The 24,241-nt window shown below is 71.6% G+C and carries 19 protein-coding genes, 1 pseudogene and 1 riboswitch; of the genes and pseudogenes, 6 read left to right on the forward strand and 14 right to left on the reverse strand.

The window, feature by feature from the left end:
• Positions 1 to 49 precede the first annotated feature (49 nt).
• Complete coding sequence (locus ACWD3D_RS04145) at positions 50 to 880, reverse strand: sulfurtransferase (protein ID WP_451459368.1); 831 nt, start codon at positions 878 to 880, stop codon at positions 50 to 52.
• A gap of 252 nt (positions 881 to 1,132) precedes the next feature.
• Between ACWD3D_RS04145 and ACWD3D_RS04150 the strand changes: the two genes are divergently transcribed.
• Positions 1,133 to 1,909 (forward strand): VOC family protein, encoded by a 777-nt coding sequence (locus ACWD3D_RS04150; RefSeq protein WP_451459369.1) that lies wholly within the window; start codon positions 1,133 to 1,135, stop codon positions 1,907 to 1,909.
• Positions 1,910 to 2,014: 105 nt separating this feature from the next.
• Here the strand turns inward: ACWD3D_RS04150 and ACWD3D_RS04155 are convergent, their stop codons facing one another.
• From ACWD3D_RS04155 to ACWD3D_RS04185, 7 genes are all read right to left on the reverse strand, one after another.
• Positions 2,015 to 2,992, reverse strand: coding sequence for an Lrp/AsnC family transcriptional regulator (locus tag ACWD3D_RS04155; RefSeq protein WP_451459370.1), 978 nt, complete (start codon positions 2,990 to 2,992; stop codon positions 2,015 to 2,017).
• Between the two features lie 151 nt (positions 2,993 to 3,143).
• Positions 3,144 to 4,721, reverse strand: coding sequence for an MFS transporter (locus ACWD3D_RS04160; RefSeq protein WP_451459405.1), 1,578 nt, complete (start codon positions 4,719 to 4,721; stop codon positions 3,144 to 3,146).
• Between the two features lie 260 nt (positions 4,722 to 4,981).
• Positions 4,982 to 5,932: a sugar ABC transporter substrate-binding protein gene (locus ACWD3D_RS04165; protein WP_451459371.1), complete on the reverse strand. Its 951-nt coding sequence runs from the start codon at positions 5,930 to 5,932 to the stop codon at positions 4,982 to 4,984.
• 570 nt (positions 5,933 to 6,502) lie between these two features.
• Positions 6,503 to 7,153 carry a thymidine kinase gene (locus ACWD3D_RS04170; RefSeq protein WP_451459372.1) on the reverse strand — a complete coding sequence of 217 codons (651 nt, stop codon included), beginning with the start codon at positions 7,151 to 7,153 and terminating at the stop codon, positions 6,503 to 6,505.
• A gap of 63 nt (positions 7,154 to 7,216) precedes the next feature.
• Positions 7,217 to 8,404 (reverse strand): alkaline phosphatase family protein, encoded by a 1,188-nt coding sequence (locus tag ACWD3D_RS04175; RefSeq protein WP_451459373.1) that lies wholly within the window; start codon positions 8,402 to 8,404, stop codon positions 7,217 to 7,219.
• The gene (locus tag ACWD3D_RS04180) at positions 8,404 to 9,018 is read right to left on the reverse strand and encodes a DUF5998 family protein (protein WP_451459374.1); all 615 of its coding nucleotides are present in this window, start codon (positions 9,016 to 9,018) and stop codon (positions 8,404 to 8,406) included. Before ACWD3D_RS04180 ends, ACWD3D_RS04175 begins: the two co-directional genes overlap by 1 nt.
• A 59-nt stretch (positions 9,019 to 9,077) precedes the next feature.
• Entirely contained in the window at positions 9,078 to 12,071 is a 2,994-nt protein-coding gene (locus tag ACWD3D_RS04185) for a bifunctional acetate--CoA ligase family protein/GNAT family N-acetyltransferase (protein WP_451459375.1), read from the reverse strand.
• A gap of 283 nt (positions 12,072 to 12,354) precedes the next feature.
• On the opposite strand from ACWD3D_RS04185, the gene ACWD3D_RS04190 reads away from it, so the two are divergent.
• Complete coding sequence (locus tag ACWD3D_RS04190) at positions 12,355 to 12,636, forward strand: HPr family phosphocarrier protein (protein WP_266709927.1); 282 nt, start codon at positions 12,355 to 12,357, stop codon at positions 12,634 to 12,636.
• A gap of 195 nt (positions 12,637 to 12,831) precedes the next feature.
• Here the strand turns inward: ACWD3D_RS04190 and ACWD3D_RS04195 are convergent, their stop codons facing one another.
• From ACWD3D_RS04195 to ACWD3D_RS04210, 4 genes are all read right to left on the reverse strand, one after another.
• Positions 12,832 to 13,527 carry a GntR family transcriptional regulator gene (locus tag ACWD3D_RS04195; protein ID WP_451459376.1) on the reverse strand — a complete coding sequence of 232 codons (696 nt, stop codon included), beginning with the start codon at positions 13,525 to 13,527 and terminating at the stop codon, positions 12,832 to 12,834.
• A gap of 312 nt (positions 13,528 to 13,839) precedes the next feature.
• On the reverse strand, positions 13,840 to 14,604 hold the full coding sequence (locus ACWD3D_RS04200; RefSeq protein ID WP_451459377.1) for a M23 family metallopeptidase: 765 nt from the start codon (positions 14,602 to 14,604) through the stop codon (positions 13,840 to 13,842).
• A 13-nt stretch (positions 14,605 to 14,617) separates the two neighbouring features.
• Positions 14,618 to 14,785: riboswitch (cyclic di-AMP (ydaO/yuaA leader) on the reverse strand.
• Positions 14,786 to 14,997: 212 nt separating this feature from the next.
• Complete coding sequence (locus ACWD3D_RS04205; RefSeq protein ID WP_451459406.1) at positions 14,998 to 16,380, reverse strand: M16 family metallopeptidase; 1,383 nt, start codon at positions 16,378 to 16,380, stop codon at positions 14,998 to 15,000.
• A gap of 26 nt (positions 16,381 to 16,406) precedes the next feature.
• Positions 16,407 to 17,783 (reverse strand): M16 family metallopeptidase, encoded by a 1,377-nt coding sequence (locus ACWD3D_RS04210; RefSeq protein WP_451459378.1) that lies wholly within the window; start codon positions 17,781 to 17,783, stop codon positions 16,407 to 16,409.
• 459 nt (positions 17,784 to 18,242) lie between these two features.
• Between ACWD3D_RS04210 and ACWD3D_RS04215 the strand changes: the two genes are divergently transcribed.
• The 4 genes and pseudogenes from ACWD3D_RS04215 to ACWD3D_RS04230 all read left to right on the forward strand — a co-directional run.
• Positions 18,243 to 20,693 carry a DNA gyrase/topoisomerase IV subunit A gene (locus ACWD3D_RS04215; RefSeq protein WP_451459379.1) on the forward strand — a complete coding sequence of 817 codons (2,451 nt, stop codon included), beginning with the start codon at positions 18,243 to 18,245 and terminating at the stop codon, positions 20,691 to 20,693.
• 190 nt (positions 20,694 to 20,883) lie between these two features.
• Positions 20,884 to 21,219, forward strand: coding sequence for a hypothetical protein (locus ACWD3D_RS04220; RefSeq protein ID WP_451459380.1), 336 nt, complete (start codon positions 20,884 to 20,886; stop codon positions 21,217 to 21,219).
• 409 nt (positions 21,220 to 21,628) lie between these two features.
• Complete coding sequence (locus tag ACWD3D_RS04225) at positions 21,629 to 22,114, forward strand: hypothetical protein (RefSeq protein WP_451459381.1); 486 nt, start codon at positions 21,629 to 21,631, stop codon at positions 22,112 to 22,114.
• 44 nt (positions 22,115 to 22,158) lie between these two features.
• A pseudogene (locus ACWD3D_RS04230) lies at positions 22,159 to 22,912 on the forward strand (transposase); the annotation flags it as partial.
• Between the two features lie 375 nt (positions 22,913 to 23,287).
• Here ACWD3D_RS04230 and ACWD3D_RS04235 read toward each other — a convergent pair.
• Both ACWD3D_RS04235 and ACWD3D_RS04240 read right to left on the reverse strand, forming a co-directional pair.
• Positions 23,288 to 23,677, reverse strand: a complete 390-nt coding sequence (locus tag ACWD3D_RS04235) for a hypothetical protein (protein ID WP_451459382.1) — start codon at positions 23,675 to 23,677, stop codon at positions 23,288 to 23,290.
• A gap of 138 nt (positions 23,678 to 23,815) precedes the next feature.
• Complete coding sequence (locus ACWD3D_RS04240; RefSeq protein WP_451459383.1) at positions 23,816 to 24,199, reverse strand: hypothetical protein; 384 nt, start codon at positions 24,197 to 24,199, stop codon at positions 23,816 to 23,818.
• Between the last annotated feature and the right edge of the window lie 42 nt (positions 24,200 to 24,241).

Here is a 24,241-nt window from a genome sequence, read left to right on the forward strand (position 1 = left end):
GTGCGGGCCCCTACGGCTGTTTCCGGACACCGACTGCCGGCGGCGGTGCCTACTGGGGGTCCGGTCCGGTCGCGACCGGACGCGACGCGTCCGAGGACCACTCGGACCAGGAGCCCGGGTACAGCGCCGCCCGCAGGCCGGCGATCTCCAGGGCGAGTACTTCGTGGGCCCCGGAGACACCGGAGCCGCAGTAGACGCCGATCTCACCGTCGCCGGTGGCACCGAGCGCGGCGAAGCGGTCGGCGAGCCGCGCGGCGGACAGGTAGCGCCCGTCCTCGCCCACGTTCTCCCCGGTCGGGGCCGAGAGGGCGCCCGGGATGTGGCCGCCCACCCGGTCGATCGGTTCGACGTCGCCCCGGTAGCGTTCACCGGCGCGCGCGTCGAGCAGCACGCCGGTACGGGCCAGGGCCGCCGCGCCGTCGGCGTCGAGCACCGGCAACTCCCCGGGCTTCGGCCGGAAATCGCCCTCGCGGGGGCGCGGGGCGTCGGTGGACAGCTCGCCGTCCCACGCCGCGAGCCCCCCGTCCAGCACCCGGACGTCCCCGTGCCCCGCCCAGCGCAGCAGCCACCAGGCACGGGCCGCCGCCCAGCCCTGGCCGCCGTCGTAGACCACCACCGGCCGGTCCGCGGAAACCCCCGCCCGGCGCATCGCGGCGCCGAAGCCCTCCGGGTCGGGCAGCGGATGACGGCCGCCGCCGGCTCCGGCCGGACCGGCCAGTTCACTGTCGAGGTCCACGTAGACGGCGCCGGGAAGGTGTCCGGCCTCGTAGGCGGGCCGGCCGTTCGGGCCGCCCAGCTGCCAGCGGACGTCGAGGACCACGGGCGGGCGGGGCCCCGCCGACTCGCCCGCGTATTCGGATGCGGTGATGATGGGCTTCATGAGGGCCATCCTCGCGCAGCGACCGGCCCCGAGGTGTGGCGCCCACGTGAACGCGGGCGCCACGGGTGCCCGTACGGGACAATTCGGTCCGGTTCTGCCGAGAACGCGCGCCGCGCGGCGCGGCCGGTGCGCCTCCGGGCCCGGGTGGTGCGAGCATCGGAGCGGGGCGTACGAGCCGTACCGCACCCCTGGACGGCGGACCGCCCCCGATCTGCCGCACGGCCACCACGATGGTCCGAGGAGAGAAAGACGATGACCGAGGCTGTCTCCCGGCGCACTCCCGGCACGCCCTGCTGGGTGAGCCTGATCGTGCACGGCCTGAGCGCGACCCAGGAATTCTACGGCGCCCTCTTCGGATGGGAGTTCAAGCCCGGCCCGGAGCAGCTCGGTCCGTACGTGCGCGGCAGGCTCCAGGGCGAGGAGATCGCGGGTATCGGCCAGTTGCCCCCGGACCGCCATCTGCCGATCGCCTGGACGACGTACCTCGCGACCGACGACGCGGACGCCACCGCCGAGACGATCCGTTCCTGCGGCGGCACGGTGGCGGTCGGCCCTCTCGACGCGGGTCCGGCGGGCCGGCTGGCCATCGCCTCCGATCCGAACGGAGCGGTCTTCGGTATCTGGCAGGCCGCCCGCCACGTGGGCACGCGGATCTGGGGCGCGCCGGGCACCCCGGTCTGGAACGAGCTGATCACCCGGGAGACGTCCTCGGTCGCCAAGTTCTACCAGGCGGTGTTCGGTTACGAGGTCCAGGCGGTCGTCTCCGCCGACTTCGACTACCAGACACTGCACTTGGACGGCCGTCCGGTGGCGGCCCTGCACGGAGTCGGGCACGCCCTGCCGCGCGACCGTGGACCGCACTGGATGACGTACTTCGAGGTCGACGACACCGATGCGGCGGCTGCCCGCGTGGTGGAACTCGGCGGGCACATCCTCCAGCCGCCGCGCGAGGGCACGAGCGGCCGGCTGGCGACGGTATCGGACCCGGAGGGCGCGGCCTTCACCATCGTGCGGAGCGACGGGCGCTGAACGGCGGGCGGGCACGGAGTCCGGGCGGGCACGGAGTCCGCGCGAGCACAGAGTCCGCGCGAGCACAGAGTCCGGGCGGGCCTCGGGTCAGCGACGGACGCGGGGTCAGCGGCGGGGATCGTACGTCAGCACCTTCACCTGACGCAGGGTCAGCACGGTCTCGGCGTTCTGGACGCCGGGGGTCGCACCGATACGATCCGTCAGATAGGCGTACAACTCCTGAGTGGTGCGGCACTGGACCGCGGCCACGACGTTCGCCCGGCCACTGACCGCCGCCGCGAACCGTACCTCGGGGTGGGCCGCCAGGGTCTTCCCCACCGCGACCAGATCGGCGGGCGCCACGGTGAGCCAGAGCATGGCCCCCACGCCGTGGCCGAGAGGTTCGTGGTCGTACTCCACGTCGAAGTAGAGGGCGCCGCTGCGGCGCAGCCGGTCCAGCCGCCGCTTGACCACGGCTTCGGACTGGCCGGTCCTGCTCTGCAGTTCGGCCATCGGCGCCCGGCCGTCCCGGCGGAGCACACCGATCAGCGCGTCGTCCACGGCGTCGAGGGTCACGGGCCCGGCGGGCCCGGCGGGAGGCTCTCCGAGCCGGGGGCGCAGAGCGTCCTCCTGCTCGGGGGTCAGGGCGTCGATCTTGCTCAGCCAGTCCAGCGGGCCGCCGTAGAACTGATTCAGTACGCAGTGGGCGCTGACCTGGACGACGCGCGGGGTGCGCGGCAGCCGCCCGAGCAGGAGTTCGTCGCGTTCCCGCTGGGTGCGCGGTCGCATGGCGCACATGACCTCGGTGCCGCCGGACATGAGACTGATGTAGAACGTGTCGGCGCGGCGGGCGAGCGCGGCGGCGAGCGGGTCGGCGGCGTCGGGTGTGCAGCGCAGCCGGACGATCCAGCTGGACCGCCCGAGCTTGGTCTCGTCGGTCATCCCGACCACCCGGAAACCGGTGTCGCGGCGCAGCCCCGCGAAGCGGCGCGCGACAGTCTTGTCGGAGACGCCGAGGACGTCGGCGATCTGCACGAAGGAAGCCCGGCCGTCCAGTTGGAGGGCCTGCATCACCTTGAGGTCCAGGGCGTCGGGCAGGGCCACCGTGCATCTCCGATCCGTGCGTCCGGTGCGCGTGTGCGGACCGTACGTCCGTCATCCGCGCGGGTGCGGACCGTACGACGACGGCCGCCCCCACCAGCATGCCCGCTCGTGCGGAAAGTGCTGGTGGGGGGCGGCTGCGGTGGCCCGTCCGTCAGGCGTGGTCCGGGCCGATGCCCACGGCGGACGTTGCGCCCGTGCGCTCGTCAGCGTCGTCGTCCCGGACGCGGCCGGTGCTTCCCGCCGCGGGGACGGAGGGCGCGGTACCGCGGGGGCGCAGGGTGACGGCCGCGACGATCGCGCCGCACAGCATGAGAACGGCCGATACGACGAGGCAGAGGTGGAGGCCGTCCACGAAGGCGAGCGACAGTGCGTGGAGGGCGCGCCCCGTGTCGGCGCCCAGCGGCATCCCGGCGACGGCCTCGAGGCCGCCGCGATCGACGGCCGCGGTGATGCGCTCGCCGGCCGCCCCCGTGAGCCCTTGGCCGGCCAGGTGCCCGGGGAGGGCGCCGACGGCCTTCGTGGTCAGGAGCGCACCCAGGATGGCGGGGCCGAGAGCCGCGCCGACCTGCCGGAAGGCGTTGTTGCCCGCCGCCGCCATGCCGGCCTGGTGAGGCGGTACGGAGCCCACGGCGGTCGCGGTGATGCAGGGGAAGGCGATGCCGAGGCCGGTGCCGAGCAGGGCGAGCCGCCAGGCCAGCGAGGCGAAGGAGGTGTCGATGCCGATGGTGGTCAGCGTGCAGAGCCCCACCGTGGCGATCAGGAGCCCACCGGCGATCAGGAGTCGGGCCGAGAGCCGCTGGGCGAGCCGGCCGAAGACGGCGCCCAGGATGAGCGGCATCACCGTGACCATGAGGAGGCGCAGTCCCGCCTCCAGGGTGGTGAGTTGCTGCACCATGCCGAAGTAGAGGCTGAGCACGAAGAAGAAGCCGATCAGCCCCAGAAAGCTGATCATGACGACCAGCGTGGAGCCGGTGAAGGCCGGGCTGCGGAAGATGCGCAGATCCAGCATCGGGCTGTCGCTGCGGCGTTCGGCCAGCACGAAGGCGATTCCGCAGATCACCGCGATCGCCAGGGCCGCGAGGACCTGCGGCTCGGTGAAGGAGGAGGCTCCGCCTTCGATGACCCCGTAGACCAGGGCCGTGATGGCCACTGCCGCGGTGATCTGACCGGGCCAGTCGAGCTTGCGGGGGTAGGGCGACCGGGATTCGTCGAGCAACCGCGCACCGGCGGCCATCGCCGCGAGGGAGAGCGGGATGGGCAGGAGGAAGATCCACCGCCAGTCCGCGTGGGCGGTGATCGTGCCGGCGATCAGCGGGCCGACGGCGAGCGCCCCCATGAGGAAGGTCGTCCACAGGCCGATGAACTTGCCGCGCTCGCGGTGGTCGGGGACGACGTGGCTGATGAGCGCGAGGGTCATCGGCAACAGTGCTGCGGCGCCGGCTCCGGAGAGCGCCTGTCCGATCCAGATCATGGTGATCGACTGGGCGCAGAGTGAGACGGTGGCGCCGGCGGCACAGAGGGCGAGCCCTGCCTGGAAGACCTTCTTGCGCCCGTGTACGTCGCCGAAGACTCCGGCGGTCAGGATCAGAGCGGCCACCGGCAGGACGAAGGCGTCCGAGACCCACGAGAGGTCCGAGGTGGAGGCGCCGAGAGCTTCCTGGATGACGGGGAGGCTCACCGACACTGTGGTGATCGGGAAATAGGCCACGAACACGCCTATGCAGGCCATGACCAAGGTGGCCGCGCGCCGGTCGGGGGCGGGGCCGACGGTTGGGGGTGTGCTGTTCACGGAGAGCTCCTCCGCGGCGGGTGCCCGCCGCTGTCTTTCGATGCCAGACGGAACTATGCGGACAAGGGCCGCACCGGTGCCAGTCGGCAGGGCCCATAGCCGGATTCTCGACATCGCGGAACTCCGAACGCCGGATTCTCGGCATCCGGGAGCGGGAAGAGGGGCGGGCGGACGCCCCGTCGTGGCCACGCCCCGGGCCGTCAGGAACAGTACGCGGGCGCCTCGTCGACGTTGTCCCGGGTGACCAGCAGGATCGGTGCGGAGGTGACCTTCTCGACGGAGCTTCCCGCCATCAGCCCGAGGCTGTTCCCTACGGCCAACTGACCGAGGTTCGAAGCGGAGTTGGCCACCGTGGCGGAGAGACGTCCGTCCTTGACCGCCTTGAGCCCCTCGTCGGTGCCGTTGACGGTGACGATCTTGACGTGAGCACCGGCCGCGTCGAAGACCTGTCGGGCGCCCAGGGCCATCTCCTCGTTCGCCACGAACGCGTAGTCGAGGTCGGGGTGGGCCTCGATCATGTCCTGCGCCGACTCACGGGCCTTGGCCGGATCGAACATCCCGGGAAGCTCCGAGACCATCTTCGCGTTCGCCGGAAGGGCCTGCTCGAACCCGGCGACCATCAGGTCCGAAGCCGCGCCGGGAGCTCCGGCGATCACTCCGACCTTGACGCTCCGCCCCGCCGCGTCCTGTTCCACCCAGCCCGCGTCGAGTGCGCCGAGCCGGCCGAGGTCCACGACCACCGCGCCGAGCACCCCCGAGAGGTCTTCCACGTTCACCGAGGTGAGGAAGATCGGGATGCCGGCTGCCCGCGCCTTGGCCACGTCCACGTCGAGGGTGTCCACGTCGACGGTCTGGACGATCAGCTCGTCCACGCCCCGCGCGATCAGGTCTTCTATGTTGGAGAGTTCGGTGACCGGGTTCTGCCGCGAGTTGGCGACGACGAGGTGAGCACCCCGGGATTTCGCGGAACGTTCCATCGCCTGCTGCAGACAGGTGTGGAAGACGGTGGCGGCTCCGTTGACGAAGCCGATCGTCGTCGAGCCGTCGTCCCCGCCCGCGCTGTCGTCGGACGAGGAACACCCGGCGAGCAGGGAGACCAGGGCGGCTGCGGCGGCCAGCCGCCCGGGGACACTGCGCGGCGAAGAAGTCATGAATCGGCCTTGTCTGCGGTGGGCGGATCACACGAGGGTCTGATCGTTCACGCGGCCGGCCCGGGGCTACGAACGGCCCGCAGGGTCGCCGTACGCACCCGGGCGAAGGCATGCCGGGGTCGCCGTACGGACATGCCGGAGGAGCCGGCGCGGTCGCTCGGAAGCCCCGGACGTCCGGCGGCGGCGCACAACGTAACGCGCGTCCGGCCCGGCCAACCCCTGTGCGGCGCGCAAGGTGTGCTTGCAGGGAACGGGATCAAGGAACGCGCGGCGCGCGAACCGGCTCCGACCGGCGGGAAGGGGTCAGGGCGGAGGGGAACCTGAGCGGAGGGAGTGCGGGCTGCGGCCCGTGGGGCGGTCGCACGGCGGCCCTGACCGGGACGTCAGGGTCACGCGCTCGCCGCAGGGCCCCTACGGGCGGTGCCGGTCAGGGGCGCGGTGCCGGAGGTGTTCGCAGTGACCCTCGCATCCCGCCGGGACCGGGGTGACGCACATCGGCAACCCGTGAGCCGCGTCAGCGGGCCGCCGAGCGGAACGACCGGCGGCGCTCGCCACCGGAACGACGAACCGTCAGGCCTGGTTCACCGGAAGGACGTCCGGCGACAGGGCGCCCGCGTGGGCGGTGGAGGAGGTGGCGCGGCGCCGGTGGTGACGACGGCACAGCACCTCGTAACCGACCTCCTTGGCCGGGCGGTTGACGTCACCGACCACGACCTGTTCGCCCTCGACGACCATCTCCCCTCCCACCGTGCGGGCGTTGTGCGTGGCGCGGGCGCCGCACCAGCACAGGGCTTCCACCTGGAGGTGTTCGAGACGGTCGGCCAGCTCGATCAGCCGCTGCGAGCCCGGGAAGAGCTTCGTACGGAAGTCGGTGGTGATCCCGAAAGCGAAGACGTCCATCCCGAGGTCGTCCACGATCCGGGCGAGCTGGTCGATCTGCCCCGGGGCCAGGAACTGCGCCTCGTCCACGATCACGTAGTCCGCCTTGCCGCCCTGGGACAGCCGGTTCACGACGTACGCGTAGAGATCCATGCCGTCGGCGGCCTCGACGGCCTCCGTCACCAGCCCCAGCCGCGAGGAGAGCTTCCCCTGTCCCGCCCGGTCGTCGCGGGTGAAGATCACGCCCTGGAGCCCGCGCGCGGACCTGTTGTGACCGATCTGCAGGGCCAGCGTGCTCTTTCCGCAGTCCATCGTTCCGGAGAAGAACACAAGCTCGGGCATGAGAGGTCGGACGCCTTTCGACATGGGGGTGGCAGGGGGGGACGCGCCGGTGGGGCGGCAGCGTCAGGTGCGTACTTCGAGAAGGGGGACGAGCTGCTCGACCGGGGTCAGCGAACCGTGCATCCCGACCATCGCGGACTCGTGCGGCTCGTTGGACGAAGCGGTGATCACCACGTCGTCGTGGGCGGCGGCGACCACGTCACCGATGCGGCCGTACACGCGTTCGTCCACCTCGGGGCCGAACCAGCCGGCGGCGATCGCCTCGTCCCGGCTCGCCACCCAGAACTGTTCGCCGAGCACTTCCTGCCAGACGGTCAGCACGTCGGCCTGGGCTCCGGGCACGGCGTAGACATGACGGGCACGGCCCTCCCCGCCCAGCAGGGCGACGCCCGCGCGCAGCTCCCAGTCCTCGTCGAAGTCGATGCGGGACTGCTCGTCGAACGGGATGTCGATCATGCCGTGGTCGGCGGTGATGTAGAGGGCCGAGCGGGGCGGCAGCTGCTCGGCGAGACGCCGGGCGAGGCCGTCGACGTACATCAACTGCCCACGCCAGGCATCGGAGTCGGTACCGAAGCGGTGGCCCGCACCGTCCACCTCGCTGTAGTACGTGTAGACCAGCGAGCGGTCCCCCGCGGCCAGCCGCTCCGCCGCGACGTCCATACGTTCCTCGCCGGCGAGGCGCCCGAGGAAAGAGCCTCCGCTGAGCGCGACCTTGGTCAGCGGCGTCTGCTCGAAGGCGGGCGCCGAGACCTGGGCCGTACGCACCCCCGCCGCGTCGGCGAGGCCGAAGACGGTGGGGTACGGCTGCCACGCCTTCGGCGAGGTCCAGGGCTTCCAACGGAGCTGGTTCATCAGCCCGCCGGTGGCCGGATCGCGCACGGTGTACCCGGGCAGCCCGTGCTTCCCGGGCGGCAGGCCCGTACCGACCGAGGCGAGGGAGGTCGCCGTCGTGGCGGGGAAGCCGGCCGTGATCGGACGGCCGGTGCCGCCGCGCGAGGTGGGCAGCAGGGAGTACAGGAACGGGGCTTCGTCCGGATGCGCCTTGATCTGCTCCCAGCCGAGGCCGTCGATCAGGAAGACGCAGTTGCGGTCGGCCGGGGTGAGTTCCGGGATCGAGGCGGTGAAGCCGGGCACCTCCTGCCCCGCGACGAGGGTCGGCAGCAGATCCGCGAGGGACCCGGTGCCGTACTCGGGTACGGGGGCGGTGTCGAGGGGGAGCAGCACGGGGTCCTGCCAGGCGGGCTGGACCATCAGCGGTTGGTCGCCGCGTTCGCGGCCGAGGACGCGGTGGCCGCCGTGGCTTCACTGAGTGCCTGGGCGAAGGCGAGCGTCTGCCGTACGGTGTCCGGGCCGTCGCCGGCCTCGCTGACCCGCAGGCTGAGGTCGTCGGCGGTGGAGCTGCCGGTGTAGCCGTGGTCGGCGTCGCAGTCGGGGTCACCGCAGGCGGCCGGTTCCAGGTCGATGCGGGAGACCGCGCCCCAGCCGATGGTGAGGACGACCTCGCGGGGCAGTGAACCGGCCACGTACTTCTCGGGGTCCGCCACCACGCGGCTCACCACGACGGACGAGATCCGGCCGAGGTGCACGGACTCCGTGGAGGTGGTCGCGTACGGCGTCGGCGACTCGGTCTCGGAGGTCTGCTCGTCGGTGTGGCTGACGATGAAGCGGGTGTCCGTCAGGACCAGGACCGTGGCATGGCGCCGGACCTCGTTGGAGTCGAAGGTCGTCTCCTGGTGCACGAGGTACGAGGCGACCGGCTCCCCGCCGACGGCGGCCTCCACCGCCTCGGCCACGAGGGCCGGGTAGTAGCCGCTGCGCTCGATCGCCGCGCGCAGCCCCTGGGTCGTCGTACCGGTCTTTGCCATGACCCCCATCTTACGGGCCCCGGTGACCGCCGGGGACTCCATGGGAGGGGCGGGCCCGGTCAGTAGTTCGGCAGCCGGCGGGGTCCGAGGTCGGTCCGTGCGGGCGGCGGGGCGAGTCGGACGCTCGCGCCGAGGACGGTAAGCCCCTGCGTGGCCACCACGACGGGTTCCAGGGTGACGGACACCACCTCGGGATGGTCGTCGACCAGGCGGGAGACCCGGAGCAGCAGTTCTTCGAGTGCCCGGGTGTCCACGGGCGAGGAGCCGCGCCAGCCGAAGAGCACGGGAGCCGCGCGGATGGAGCGGATCAGTTCCGCGGCGTCCCGGTCGGTGGCCGGAACCAGCCGGTGGGCGATGTCCCCGAGGAGTTCGGAGGGGGTGCCCGCGAGGCCGAAGGAGAGGACGGCACCCGCGGCGGCGTCGATCGTGGCCCGCACCACGGTGTCGACGCCCCGGGGTGCCATGGACTGCACGACGGGCTGGAGTTCGGCGGCCTTGCCGAGGAGTTCGGTGAGTTCGCCGTACGCCCGTCGCAGGGCGTCCTCCCCGGCGAGGTCGAGGCGGACGCCGCCCAGGTCGGCGCGGTGGCGCAGATGGGGTGCGGTGGTCTTGAGGGCGACCGGCCAGCCGAGTCGCGCGGCGGCGGCCACGGCAGCGTCCGGGTCGGGGGCGGGGAGCGTCGCCCGTACGCCGATGCCGTAGCCGCCGAGCAGCTCGCGGGCTTCGTCGTGTCCGAGCGGCCGGCCGCGCGGATCGGGGGCCGGGCCGAGCAGCGCGTCGATGAGCGCGGCGGTGCCGGGTTCGTCGATGGTGTCGTCCAGGAACTCGGGCACCCGGCCAGGCACGGCGGCCTGGCGGCGCCACTGGGCGTACTTGACCGACTCGCTCAACGCGCGGACGGCCCGTTCGGCGGCCGGATAGGCGGGGATGCGGCCGGTGGGGGCCGGGGTGTGGGCCCCGGGTTCCGTGGGCGCCCCGGCGGGTGACGGCGGTGCGGGAGCGGTCTTCACGGGCGTTTCCGCGGAAGGTTTCGTGGGGGTCTTCGCGAGCGGGCCCGTCACGGGGGCGTCCTGCGTGGGCGGGCTCGTCACCGGGGCGTCCGGCGTGGGCGTTTCCGTGGGCGGGCCCGTCACCGGGACGTCCTGCGAGGCCGGACCCGTCCCGGCCGGGCGCGTACCCGCCGTGGCGGCCAGGGCCTGGGCGAGGCCGCCGATCTCCAGGTGTACGACGGCCACCGGCTTGGCGGGGCCGTCGGTACGCTCCGCCACCGCCTCGTGCAGGGCTGCCGCCAGCACCTCACCGTCGCCGCTCTGCGTCTCCCCCTCGACCCCGACCAGCGGGATCGCGGTCACGATCACCGCGTCGCACGTCGGGTCGGCGAGCGCCTCGGCGAGGGCCGCGCGGAAGTCCGCGGGTCCGGCCGCCGTGGTCAGGTCACGGGGCGGCCGGGGGCGGAGCCCTTCCGTGAGGCAGGCGTCGTACGTGAGCAGGCCGAGCGATTCCGAGTTGCCGAGGATCGCCACCCGGGGGCCGGCCGGCAGCGGCTGGTCGGCGAGGAGGAGGGCCGCGTCGATCATCTCGGTCACCGTGTCCACCCTGATCACCCCGGCCTGCCGCATCAGCGCGGAGACCGTGGCGTCGGGGATGCGGCTGACGGGCACGGCGTGGCCGGGCGGGGTGGCGCCGCTGTGCCGGGCGCCCTTGACCACCACGACGGGTTTGACGGCGGCGGTGCGGCGGGCGAGCCGGGTGAACTTGCGGGGATTGCCGAGCGACTCCAGGTAGAGCAGGGCGACGTCGGTCTCGGGGTCGTCGAACCAGTACTGGAGGAAGTCGTTGCCGGAGATGTCGGCGCGGTTCCCGGCGGAGATGAAGGTGGAGAGCGCCGCACCGCGCCGGTGTAGACCGGAGAGGAGGGCGATGCCGATGGCGCCGGACTGGGTGAAGAGACCGATGCGGCCCGGCGCGGGCGATTCCGGGGCGAGCGAGGCGTTCATCCGGACGGCGCCGGAGGTGTTGATGATGCCGAACGCGTTCGGCCCGATGACGCGCATGCCGTAGGAGCGGGCCTGGCGCAGGAGCGCGCGCTGGCGGTCGCGGCCCTCGGCTCCCCGCTCGGCGTAATCGGCGGTCAGGACGACCAGGCCCCGCACCCCGTGCTCCCCGCAGTCGGCGACGACTTCGGGGACCCGTTCAGCGGGTACGGCGACGACCACGAGGTCGACCGGCTCGCCGATGGCACCCACCGAGCGGTGCGCGGGGACCCCGTCGACGCCGTCCTGATCAGGGGCGAACGCGTGGTTGACGGCGTACAGGCGGCCGGTGAAGCCGGAGTGCAGGAGGTTGCGGAGCACGGTCCGGCCCACCCCGCCGGGAGCGCGGCCGGTACCGACGACGGCCACCGAAGCGGGGGCCAGGAGCCGCTGGACGGAACGGGCTTCGGCGCGCTGTTCGCGGGCGCGCTGCACGGCGAGCGACTCAGCGGTCGGTTCGATGTCGAGGGTGAGGTGGACCGCCCCGTCCTCGAAGCTCCGCTGCTGGGTGTAGCCGGCGTCCCGGAAGACCTTGATCATCTTGGTGTTGGCGGGCAGCACCTCGGCGGCGAAGCGGCGGATGCCGCGCTCCCGGGCGACCGCGGCGATGTGTTCGAGCAGCACCGAGGCGACGCCGCGGCCCTGGTGGGAGTCCTGGACCAGGAAGGCGACCTCGGCCTCGTCGGCGGGCGCGGAGGCGGGCCGTCCCCGGTCGTCGATCCGGTCGTAACGGACGGTGGCGATGAACTCCCCTCCCACCGTGGCCGCCAGCCCCACCCGGTCGACGTAGTCGTGGTGGGTGAAGCGGTGGACGTCCCGGTCGGAGAGCCGGGGGTAGGGCGCGAAGAAGCGGTAGTACTTCGACTCGTCGGAGACCTGCTCGAAGAAGCTGACCAGCCGTCCGGCGTCGTCCGGAGTGATGGGGCCGATCCGGGCGGTGCCGCCGTCCCGCAGCACCACGTCTGCCTCCCAGTGGTCGGGGTACGCGTGATGCGGACTCTGCTCCGGCGTGGGCTGCATGGGGAAAGCGTACGACCGTCCGGCACCCGGGGCGGGTTCGCTGCGGGCGCCGCGAGTGCCCGGAGCGTACGGCGGCACGACCGCCGGACCGGCCGGTCCGGGCGAGCAAGGGCATCACCGCGCCGGGCACGGGTCGCGGCGGATTCGGCGCCGGGGCAGGCTGGGAAGCCCACCGGGCGACGTCCGTCGGCGGGAGGGTACGCAGGTCCACACCCCCATGCCACAATGGTCTAGACAAATCAATTACTGGTCAGGACATCGCAGATCCACGAAGGGCAGAACCATGGTTGAGCGCCGCGTCAACGTCGGATGGGCCGAAGGCCTGCACGCCCGCCCCGCTTCCATCTTCGTCCGCGCCGCCACGGCCTCCGGGGTTCCGGTGACGATCGCCAAGGCGGACGGCAGCCCGGTCAACGCCGCGTCGATGCTCGCGGTCCTGGGACTGGGAGCGGAGGGCGGCGAGGAGATCGTGCTCGCCTCCGAGGCGGAGGGCGCGGACGCCGCACTGGACCGTCTGGCGAAGCTGGTCTCCGAAGGGCTCGACGAGCTTCCGGAAACGGTCTGACACCCCCTTCCGCCGGACTCCATGACGGAATTCTTCGCTCGGCCGGGCCGCGCCGTCCTTCACGGACGGGGCGGCCCAGCCGTTTGCAGCCGGGTTTCGTCTCGGCCATTTCTCACGGGAGCCGGGACGATGGTAATTCCGGCACACTGAGAATGCCCAACCAATTCGCTTCTCTCTTTGTATACGGCGACTTTGTTAATGACGGGCACCCGAGGTGTTTACGGGATGTTGCGAAGTGCTCACCCGGGACTGTTTCACCGCTCGGACCGGGCGGCGCGGCCGGTGCGCGGCCAGTGAACGCTCCGCGTGCAACGTGGCCAGGCCCCTGGCGCGCTCCGCGTCACCCCGGGCCACCGCGTCCACGAGGGCGCCGTGTTCGGCCCACGACTCGACGGGTCGGACCGGCTGCTCGATGGCGTACATCCAGGTGATCTTGTGCCGTAGCTGGGTCAGCAGCGCGATGAGACCGGGGCTGCCCGACGCCTGGGCGAGCGTCTCGTGGAACCAGCCGCCCAGCGAGCGCAGGTCCTCCCCCTCACCCCGGCGGGCTCGCTCCTGCCCCAGCTTGACCAGGCCGCGCAGCACCTTGAGATGCGCGTCGGTACGACGCTGCGCGGCCCGTGCCGCGCCCAGCGGCTCCAGCAGGAGCTTCACCTCCAGGAGGTCGGCCGCCTCCTGCTCCGTCGGCTCGGCGACACAGGCGCCGGCGTGTCTGCGGGTGACCACGAACCCCTCGGACTCCAGGGTCCGCAGCGCCTCGCGCACCGGCACGCGCGAGACGCCGTAGCGCCGCGCCAGAAGCTCCTCGGTGAGGCGGCTGCCGCGCTCGAAGACGCCCGAGACGATGTCCTCACGGATTGCCGTGCATACCGAGTGCGCGGGAATGCGCATGTCCGAACCTCCGCCTTAATCCCCGCGAAACGCGGCCGATCGAAGCCTGCACCGTGACTCTATTGCAATCTGAGTGAATTTCCGATGGCGTACCGGAATTCGCACATATCTTTTGCCTGCGGAGCCGGCGGGCCGGAGGGTTTCGGGTGATATGCCGAAGCCCCGGCACGGGGCCGGGGCTTCGGGGTGATCGGGGGGCGGCCGGAGGTGTTCTGCAGCGGTCGGACGACGCGGACCCGGGGCTGGACGTCCGGGGCTGGACGTCCGGGGCTGGACGTCCGGGGCCGCGCGGGTCAGACCGTGACGCGCGGGTCAGACCGTGAGGCCGTGGGCCCGCAGATACGCCACGGGGTCCATGTCGGAGCCGTACTCCGGTCCGGTGCGTGCCTCGAAGTGCAGGTGCGGGCCGGTCGCGTTGCCGGTGGCGCCGGAGAGGCCGATCCGCTCCCCCGACGAGACGCGTTGGCCGGCCTGGACGCCGATCGAGGAGAGGTGGCCGTACTGGGTGTACGTGCCGTCCGCCATCCGCAGCACGATGTTGTTGCCGTACGCGCCGCCCCAGCCGGCTTCGACGACCGTGCCCGCGCCCACGGCGAGGACGGGGGTACCCGTGGCGGCATGGAAGTCGACGCCGGAGTGGCTGCCGGAGGACCACAGGGAGCCGCTCGACTGGTAACCGGTACTGATGTACGAGCCCGCGATGGGCAGGTGGAAGGAGTTCAGCCGCTTGCGCTCGGCGGCGCGCGCGGCGCGCGCCTTCGCCTCACGGGCTTCCCTGACTCGTACGGCGGCCTCGGCCTTGGCCTTCGCTTCGGCCTTCGCCCTGGCCTCGGCCACACGGTGCTGGGCCTCCGCCTGGTCGGCGATCCGGTCCGCGATGGAGTCGCCGAGCGTCACGGCCTCGATGAGGCCGGTCGTACGGGGCGACGGGACGGGCGAACCGGCGGCGAGGGCCGGGGAGGCGGTCGCAGCGACGACGCCGGTCGCGGCGAGGGCGGCGACGCCGGCGAACCGGGCGGTGGTGCGCGTCAGACGGCCCGGGGCACGATGGGTCCCGGTGGCACGGGTGAACGCCATGAAGGGGCGGGTCCTTTCCTTCCTTCTCGCCTACCGGGTTAGCTGACGGGTTCGGAGCAGGAAGGTCTCCTACGGGCGTTCGCGCCTCTCACGAGACGCGGGTGCCCGATTCACCCCAGGGACTTCACGGGTCCCCGGCTCCCCAGGCTCGCGCCTGACGGGGACTCGGCGATGACTGTCCGGCACCGCGAGTGCGGCACACAGTCGGCGGACAGCCGGATCGACGCTAGGCCGCGGCGCTTTCGATCACCAAACGGACAGTGGGTTTTGTAGCGCATCCCACAGGGCAGACAGGCACGCTTCCGGCAAAGGGGACAAACAGCGCGGCCCCGGCGAGATCTCCCCGCCGGGGCCGCGCTGCCGGGCCTGCCCGGTCGTGTGGTTGACGGCCGGTCAGCCGTTCACGATCGTCACATCGCCGATGTCCAGGGCGCGGACGGGCTCGGCGATCTGCGACGCGTCGCCCACCAGGATCGTCACCAGCCGGTCCACCGGGAAGGCGTTGACCACCGCGGCGGTCGCCTCGACCGTGCCGGTCTCGGCGAGCCGGGCGTACAGGTGGGCCTGGAAGTCGTCGGGCAACTGCTGCTCGACCTGGTCGGCGAGGGTCGCCGCGACCGAGGCGGCCGTCTCGAACTTCAGCGGGGCGACCCCCACGAGGTTCTGCACGGCGGTCTCGCGCTCGGCGTCCGTCAGCCCGTCCGCCGCGAGGGTCCGCAGGACCTTCCAGAGGTCGTCGAGCGCGGGGCCCGTGGACTCGGTGTCCACCGAGCCGCTGATGGCCAGCATCGCCGCACCGGCCGGGCCGGAGTCCGGACCGCCTGCGGTGGAGCGGAGCACCTGGGCGAACGCGCGTACGCCGTAGGTGTAGCCCTTCTCCTCGCGCAGGACCCGGTCGAGCCGCGAGGTGAGCGTGCCGCCGAGGCAGTACGTCCCGAGGACCTGGGCGGGCCAGACACTGTCGTGCCGGTCCGCGCCGATGCGGCCGATGAGCAGCTGCGTCTGCACGGCTCCCGGACGGTTGACGATGACCACGCGTCCGGTGTCGTCCGCGGTGATCGGCGCCACCGGGCGGGGGCTGCCGGCGTTGCCCGACCAGTCGCCGAGGGTGTCGGCGAGGAGGGCGTCCAGGTCGATGCCGGTGAGGTCGCCGACGACGACCGCGACCGCCGTGGCGGGGCGGACGTGGGCGTCGTAGAAGGCGCGGACGGCGGCGGCGTCGATCCGCCGCACGGTGTCCTCGGTGCCCAGACGCGGGCGCGACATCCGGGCGGTGGCCGGGAACAGTTCCTTGGAGAGCTGCTTGGCCGCGCGGCGCGCGGGGTTGGCCTGCTCGTGCGGGATCTCGTCCAGGCGGTTGCCCACCAGGCGCTCGATCTCGCTGTCGGCGAAGGCGGGGGCCCGCAGCGCCTCGGCGACCAGGCCGAGCGCCTTGGCCAGCCGGGAGGCGGGCACCTCCAGCGAGACCCGGACGCCGGGATGGTCGGCGTGCGCGTCGAGCGTGGCGCCGCAGCGCTCCAGCTCGGCGGCGAACTCCTCGGCGCTGCGCTTGTCGGTTCCCTCGGAGAGGGCGCGCGCCATGATGGTGGCGACGCCGTCCAGGCCCTCGGGTTCCGCGTCGAGCGGCGCTTCGAGGTGGATCTCGACCGCGACGACCTGCTGGCCGGGGCGGTGGCTGCGGAGCACGGTCAGCCCGTTGGGCAGGGTGCCGCGCTCGGGTGCCGGGAACGCCCAGGGGCGTGCGGTTCCCGGGGTGGGCTGCGGGTGGAAGTCCATGGCTACTCCAGTCACGGCGGCGTCGCTCACTTGCCGGCCTCCTCGTCGGCGTCGGTGTCCGCGCCGTCCTCGGCAGCGGTCCCGTCGTCCGGCTCGGCCGGTTCGACCGGTTCGTAGACCAGTACGGCACGGTTGTCGGGGCGCAGCGTGGCCGCGGCGACCGCCCGTACCTCGTCGGCGGTGATGTCGAGGACGCGCCCGACGGCCGTCAGCGCGAGCTGCGGGTCGCCGAACAGCACCGCGAAGCGGCAGAGTTCGTCGGCGCGGCCGGAGACCGTACCGAGACGGTCGAGCCACTCGCGCTCCAACTGGGCCTGCGCGCGCTCCATTTCCTCGGGCGTCGGGCCCTCGGCGGCAAACCGCTCCAGCTCCTCGTCGACCGCGGTCTCGATGCTCTCGACCTCCACGCCGCCGGACGTCTTGACGTCCAGCCAGCCCAGCGAGGGCGCTCCGGCCAGCCGCAGCAGCCCGAATCCGGCGGCCACCGCCGTACGGTCGCGGCGGACCAGGCGGTTGTGCAGCCGGGACGACTCGCCGCCGCCGAGGACGGTCAGGGCCAGGTCGGCGGCGTCCGCCTCACGGGTGCCGTCGTGCGGCAGCCGGTACGCGGCCATCAGCGCGCGGGCCGGGACCTCCTCGTGGACCACTTCGCGCAGCTGCCCGCCGATGGTGCCGGGGAGGGAGCCGTCGCGCGGGGGCTTCTTCCCGTCGTGGGACGGAATGGAGCCGAAGTACTTCTCGATCCAGGCGAGGGTCTCCTCGGGGTCGATGTCACCGACCACCGAGAGCACCGCGTTGTTGGGCGCGTAGTACGTACGGAAGAACGCCTGGGCGTCCTCCAGCGTCGCCGCGTCCAGGTCCGCCATGGAGCCGATCGGCGTGTGGTGGTACGGGTGGCCCTCCGGGTAGGCGAGCGCGGTGAGCCGCTCGAACGCGGTGCCGTACGGGACGTTGTCGTACCGCTGGCGGCGCTCGTTCTTGACGACGTCCCGCTGGTTCTCCATGGACTCTTCGTCGAGCGCGGCGAGCAGCGAGCCCATCCGGTCGGCTTCGAGCCAGAGGGCGAGCTCCAGCTGGTGGGTCGGCATGGTCTCGAAGTAGTTGGTGCGCTCGAAACTCGTCGTGCCGTTGAGCGACCCGCCCGCGCCTTGGACGAGTTCGAAGTGGCCGTTCCCCTTGACCTGCTTCGAGCCCTGGAACATCAGGTGCTCGAAGAGGTGCGCGAGACCGGTGCGCCCCTCCACCTCGTGTCGGGAGCCGACGTCGTACCAGAGGCAGACTGCGGCGACCGGGGTCAGGTGGTCTTCGGAGAGCACCACGCGCAGGCCATTGGCCAGACGGTGCTCGGTCGCTGTCAGGCCGCCGGAGCCGGCCTGTGCGGTGGCCGTGTGACCCATGGGCATGTACGTCCCTTCGATCGCGGTACTGGACTTTCTGCCAGACCTGCCACTGTAAGCAAGCGCACGGGTACCTGGCGAAGTTCCCGTTCCTTCGATGTTGTGCTCGTTGGTAGTTCTTGACGACTGATGTTGACGCGTGATGCCGAAACCTGCGCACCGGGGGTCGGCCCGGGCGTGGGTCCGGGCGTGGGTCCGCCTCCCGGCACGGCGACGCCCCGGGCGCCGGTCCAGTTCCCCGCACGGGTCCGGTCCTCCTCCCCGCACGGGTCCGGTTCAGCTTCCGGCACGGCGGCGCTCCTGCCTCCGGCACGGCCGGGGAACCCCCGGAAACGGGTGTCCCGGCGGGGTCCGGCGGGGCCTTTGGGACGGGTCGAGGTCGGCGCTGTCGGCGGGGCGGTCCACAATGGTCCGCGTCAGAACCTCAGGTTGCCCGACAGAATCTGTGAAGGAGTCGCAGCCGCGATGGCCCGCCGCAGCACGAAAACCCCGCCGCCGGACGACTTCGAGGAGAAGATCCTCGACATCGACGTCGTCGACGAAATGCAGGGCTCCTTCCTCGAGTACGCGTACTCGGTGATCTACTCCCGGGCCCTGCCCGACGCGCGCGACGGCATGAAGCCGGTGCACCGCCGCATCGTGTCCCAGATGAACGAGATGGGACTGCGCCCCGACCGCGGGTACGTCAAGTGTGCCCGCGTGGTCGGCGAGGTCATGGGTAAGCTGCACCCGCACGGGGACGCGTCGATCTACGACGCCCTGGTGCGCATGGCGCAGCCGTTCTCCATGCGTCTCCCGCTCGTGGACGGACACGGCAACTTCGGTTCCCTCGGCAACGACGACCCGCCGGCCGCCATGCGGTACACCGAGTGCCGGATGGCCGACGCCACGTCCCTCATGACGGAGTCGATCGACGAGGACACCGTCGATTTCCAGTCGAACTACGACGGCCAGGAGCAAGAGCCCGTCGTCCTCCCGGCCGCCTACCCGAACCTGCTGGTCAACGGCGCGTCCGGGATCGCGGTCGGCATGGCGACCAACATGCCGCCGCACAACCTCGGTGAGGTCGTCGCCGCCGCGCGCCACCTCATCCGGTACCCGAACGCCGACCTCGAAGCGCTGATGCGGTTCGTCCCCGGTCCCGACCTGCCGACCGGTGGCCGGATCGTGGGCCTGAGCGGCATCAAGGACGCCTACGCCGCCGGCCGGGGCACGTTCAAGATCCGGGCGACGGTCGCCGTGGAGAACGTCACCCCGCGCCGCAAGGGCCTCGTCGTCACCGAACTGCCCTTCACGGTCGGTCCGGAGAAGGTCATCTCCAAAATCAAGGACCTGGTCTCGTCGAAGAAGCTCCAGGGCATCGCCGACGTCAAGGACCTCACCGACCGTTCGCACGGACTGCGCCTGGTCATCGAGGTGAAGAACGGCTTCGTGCCGGAGGCCGTTCTGGAGCAGCTCTACAAACTGACGCCGATGGAGGAGTCCTTCGGCATCAACAACGTCGCGCTCGTCGACGGCCAGCCGCTCACCCTGGGACTCAAGGAACTCCTGGAGGTCTATCTCGACCACCGCTTCGAGGTCGTACGGCGGCGCAGCGAGTTCCGCCGCACCAAGCGGCGCGACCGGCTGCACCTGGTGGAAGGGCTGCTCGTCGCCCTCGTCGACATCGACGAGGTCATCCGGCTCATCCGGGACAGCGACAACTCGGCGCAGGCGAAGGAGCGCCTGATGGAGCGCTTCTCGCTGAGCGAGATCCAGACGCAGTACATCCTGGACACCCCGCTGCGCCGGCTGACCCGGTTCGACCGGATCGAGCTGGAGAGCGAGCGCGACCGGCTCAGCTCCGAGATCGAGGCGCTGACCGCGATCCTGGAGTCCGACACCGAGCTGCGCAAGCTCGTCTCCTCCGAACTGGCCGCGGTGGCGAAGAAGTTCGGCACCGACCGGCGCACGGTGCTGCTGGAGTCGGCCGGCTCGCAGGTCTCCGCCGTACCGTTGCAGGTGGCGGACGACCCGTGCCGGGTGCTGCTCTCGTCCACGGGCCTGCTGGCCCGGACGGCCAACGCCGACCCGGTGGCCGAGGACGAGGACTCCAAGCGCGCGAAGCACGACGTGATCGTGTCCGCCGTACCGGCGACCGCGCGCGGCGAGGTGGGGGCGGTGACCTCCACGGGGCGGCTGTTGCGCGTCGCGGTGATCGATCTGCCCCAGTTGCCGGACACCCACGCGGCGCCCAACCTCTCGGGCGGAGCTCCGGTGGCGGAGTTCCTCTCGCTGGACGAGGGCGAGGAGCTGATCTGCCTGACCACGCTCGACGAGACGTCGCAGGGCCTGGCGATCGGCACCCTCCAGGGGGTGGTGAAGCGCGTCGTGCCGGACTATCCGGCCAACAAGGACGAGCTGGAGGTCATCTCCCTGAAGGAGGGCGACCGGATCGTCGGCGCCGTGGAGCTGCGTACGGGCGAGGAGGACCTCGTCTTCATCTCATCCGACGCGCAGTTGCTGCGGTATCCGGCGGCCCAGGTGCGTCCGCAGGGGCGTCCGGCCGGCGGCATGGCCGGGATCAAGCTCTCGGACGGCGCGGAGGTGCTGTCCTTCTCCGCGGTCGAACCGGCCGCGGACGCGGCGGTGTTCACGGTGGCCGGCTCGCACGGCACGCTGGACGACTCGGTGCTCACGTCGAAGCTCACGCCGTTCGACCAGTACCCGCGCAAGGGCCGGGCCACCGGCGGGGTGCGGTGCCAGCGGTTCCTCAAGGGTGAGGACGTGCTGGTCTTCGCCTGGGCCGGTCCCCTGCCCGCCCGGGCCGCACAACAGAACGGCACACCCGCGCGACTGCCGGAACCCGACCCGCGCCGTGACGGTTCGGGCATCCCGCTGACCGACCCGGTCGCCTCGATCGCGGGTCCGGTGTAGCGCCGGCCGGGTCGTACGGAGACGGGCGCGCGGCGGGGCGGGCCCCGTCGCCCCGTTTTCCGTACGACTCCGAGCGGCCGGGCGATGTCCGGCGCGCCGAGGCCCGTCGGGGTGCGGCGGCAAGGTGCGGTGCGTCGCACGCCTCCTGCCGCGGAGATCTGACGGGGTGTGATGTCGGGGGTGTGGTGGGATGGTCAGATCCGCTTCCCTGACCTGCTGGGAGTCCTCCTCCATGCCCGTGTACTCGTCGCTGGCCCACGCCCTGGCCGATGCCTTGGTCGGTGTCCTGTGGTTCATCGAGGGCAGCGAAGACGAGCAGATGGATCCGGACGACGCCGTCCAGGTCTTGGAGGGGGTCGCCCAACTGGTAGGAAAGTTGTCGAGCGAGCAGCGGAGCGAGTTGACCGACCTGCTGAGGGCGATGGCCGAAGCAGAGCCGGCCCCCGGGCGAAGAGCCTTCCTGGAAGGGTTCCCGGAGGGTTTCGGGCTCCTTGACGAGACGGTCGAACCCGCGATGCACGAGTAGAGCAGGACGCATTCGCCAAAGAGGCGGAGCCGGCCCGGCCGGGCATCCGGTGGGTACGCGCCTGGCCCTTCCATGAAGCGCTCGTGCGCCGCGGCGTCCCGATATTCCGGATGGCCCCCGTAACTCTCCTGCAGACCTGTTCGGAACGATGCCCGGGCGGACTTCGACCTCGCCCCACCCCTCGGTGTCGGCCCGTTGCGGATCGGTATGACCCAGGCAATGGCCAGCACTGCGCTGGACCCGCTCCGCGACCTCTCCCGCCTCTCCGAGTCCGACCGGCCGGGGCGGCACGTCTTCCGTCCCAGCGGTCTGATGATCGACGAACCGGCGTCATACGTCGCCGCCGGCCTGCTCCTGGGCTTCTGGCGCCCGTTCACGGCGGACGACGAGCCGAAGACTTGTCCCGTAAATGATGGTGGAGGCAGGCACGACACGGCGCAGTGGCAAGATGACGGCTTCGACGCCCCGAGAGGTCATCCTCGTGCCCACGCCCGCCGACTACCTCGCACTGGCACATGCCGAGAAGGACAGCGTCGTGCTGCAGTGTCTCGCGCAATGTCCGTACCCCTTCGTCTGGCAGGCCCTGGCTGCCAATCCCCACACCCCGCCCGTCGCCCTGCAGGAGCTGAGCACGGCCCGAGACAGCGTCTGGAACGACAACAGGCTCCTTTGTCTGCTGGCGAAACATCCCGGCGCGAACCCCGTCGCTCTTCGAGCTGTCCTCGGTGCCGTTGCAGCGAAGCTCGAAGAGGGCGAACGGCCCTACGCCGCCGTGCTGGCTCTCGCAGACCGGCTGGAACTTGAAGCGGACGAGGTGAGGCAGCTCGGCAACCTCCGTGGCGCCTCTGCCCGTCTACGCCACCTGCTCAGCCGGCGGTTGAGCCTTCGCACCTGAGCTGTCTCTCTGGTCATGAGTGAGATGATCTTGTTGCGGCTGGTGTGATTACGGCGTCGGAGCCCTCTTGGACAGCCCCTTTCACCGGGTTGAGTCAGCGGCGGTTCGGGAAGCTCGTGGCGGTTTTGCGGCGTCAGGGCGCGGATGCGGTCCGCAGGGGCCGGCCGTGGAGCCTGTCATGGGAGGATCGGACACTGCTGGTCGCGGCGTACTGGCGCACGAATCTGACCATGCGGCAGCTTGCTCCGCTGTTCGGGGTCTCCAAGTCGGCTGCGGACCGGATCATCGATCACCTCGGGCCGATGCTCGCCCTCCAGCCCCGCAAGCCCTTCGCGAAGGACACGGTGCTGATCCTGGACGGCACCCTGGTGCCCACCCGTGACCACACCGTCGCTGAGCAGTCGAAGAACTACCGGTACTCCACCAACCACCAGGTGGTCATCGACGCCGACACCCGCCTCGTCGTGGTGGTCGGCCGGCCCTTGCCCGGCAACCGCGACGACTGCAAGGCGTGGGAGGAGTCCGGGGCGAAGGCCGCCGTCGGCACGACGACGACCATCGCCGACGGCGGCTGTCCCGGCACCGGGCTCGTGATGCCGCACCGGTACCGAAAGGGCGAGGAGCTGCCTGGCTGGAAGCAGGCCCACAACAAGTCCCATAAGCAGGTCCGCGCCCGCGTCGCACACTTTCGCTCGCATGAAGACTTGGAAGGTTCTCCGCGACTGCCGTCTCAAAGGCGACGGCGTCCACGACGCCATGCTCGGCATCCCACGGATGTACAACCTCGCCCTCGCCGGACAGACCACCCGCCGTGCAGCAGTCCACCATGCCCGAGGTCGCTCAGAGAGCATTTACGGGACAACGCCGAGGAAGAACAGGGCTACTTCTTCAACTCGGTCCTGCCGGCACACCCGGCTCTTACGACACCCCTGCTCAGGCGGTGGAGCGGCTTCGGCAGGGCTCGTGACGGACCAACAGGATTCCGGCACGACGCGTCTGAGCGAAGAGGCCGAAGCCGGACCGGGCGCAGAGTTGGCGCTGCGTCATGTTGAAGCGAGCGAAGCAGCCTCGGGCTGAGGGACACCGGCGGGGCCCGGGGTGGGCGGCATCCGTCACCACGAGACGGCAGGGCTGCCCACGGCCCGCTCTGGCTGTCGAGACGGCGGCGGGCGGTCAGGCGTCAGGATCGACCTCGGGGTGCGTGAACCGCACGGGCTTTCCCAGCGACCGGGCGTAGACGATTTCGGCCCGAGTGCTGTCTCCGATGTAGTCGCCGACCACGAGCGCCTCGTCGGCGAGCCGGATCTTCGCCCGGTGCAGATCGTCGAGACGAGCCTTCAGCGCCTCGGCCTCGACGGGATCGGACCAGAGTTCGTGCGGCGACTTCAGGTCGCAGCCCGGTTTGACGACGATCCTCCCGGCTCTGGTCTCCCGTAGATCGGCCTCGTTCATCTCGGCCATGAAGCGGGTGGAGCCGCAGATCACGACGATGCGCGGGAGACCCGACGACTCCTTCGCATCGGCGAGCCTCTCCTCCGGGGTGAGCCGTCGTGGGTACGACATTGGTTTCCTCCTGGTGGTGCGGGCCCGAGGCGTGCCCGCGTAGACGGGAACAGGGGCATCCGACAGCTCCCGACTCAAGCACCTCACCGTCGTCGGGAGCAGGGTCAACGCCAACGATCGCCGACGGCGCCGACCGGGTCACCGGCGGTGCAGGAATCTCCGGACGTCGTCATACCCGTCGAGAGCCCGACCGTCCACGTCCGCCGCGTCCGCTTCAGCACGCGCCGCCAACGACGTCGCCAGCGCGAGGGCATCGCCGCCGAGACGGCCGAAGCGGCGAGCGGTATGGCCCAGGCACAGGCCCGCCAGCCCGAGGAGCGGGCTGCCCGACACGGCGCGCGTCCCCACCTCCGTGCACCAGTGCTCCACGAACTCCCGATCGCCGTCACCCAACGCGATTCCGACCAGGGCCTCCGCCGCTTCGTCCTCGTGCGAGCGGTCACGCAGGGCCCTCTCCAACGTCTCGGCCACCACCTCGTGAGGCCGCGCGCGAGGGTTCTCGAAGCTCAGGTGAGAAGGCATCCCGCGAGAGTACGTCCCCCGCACGATCCGTACTCCACCAGT

The sequence above is a fragment of the Streptomyces sp. NPDC002690 genome (genome assembly GCF_053592415.1).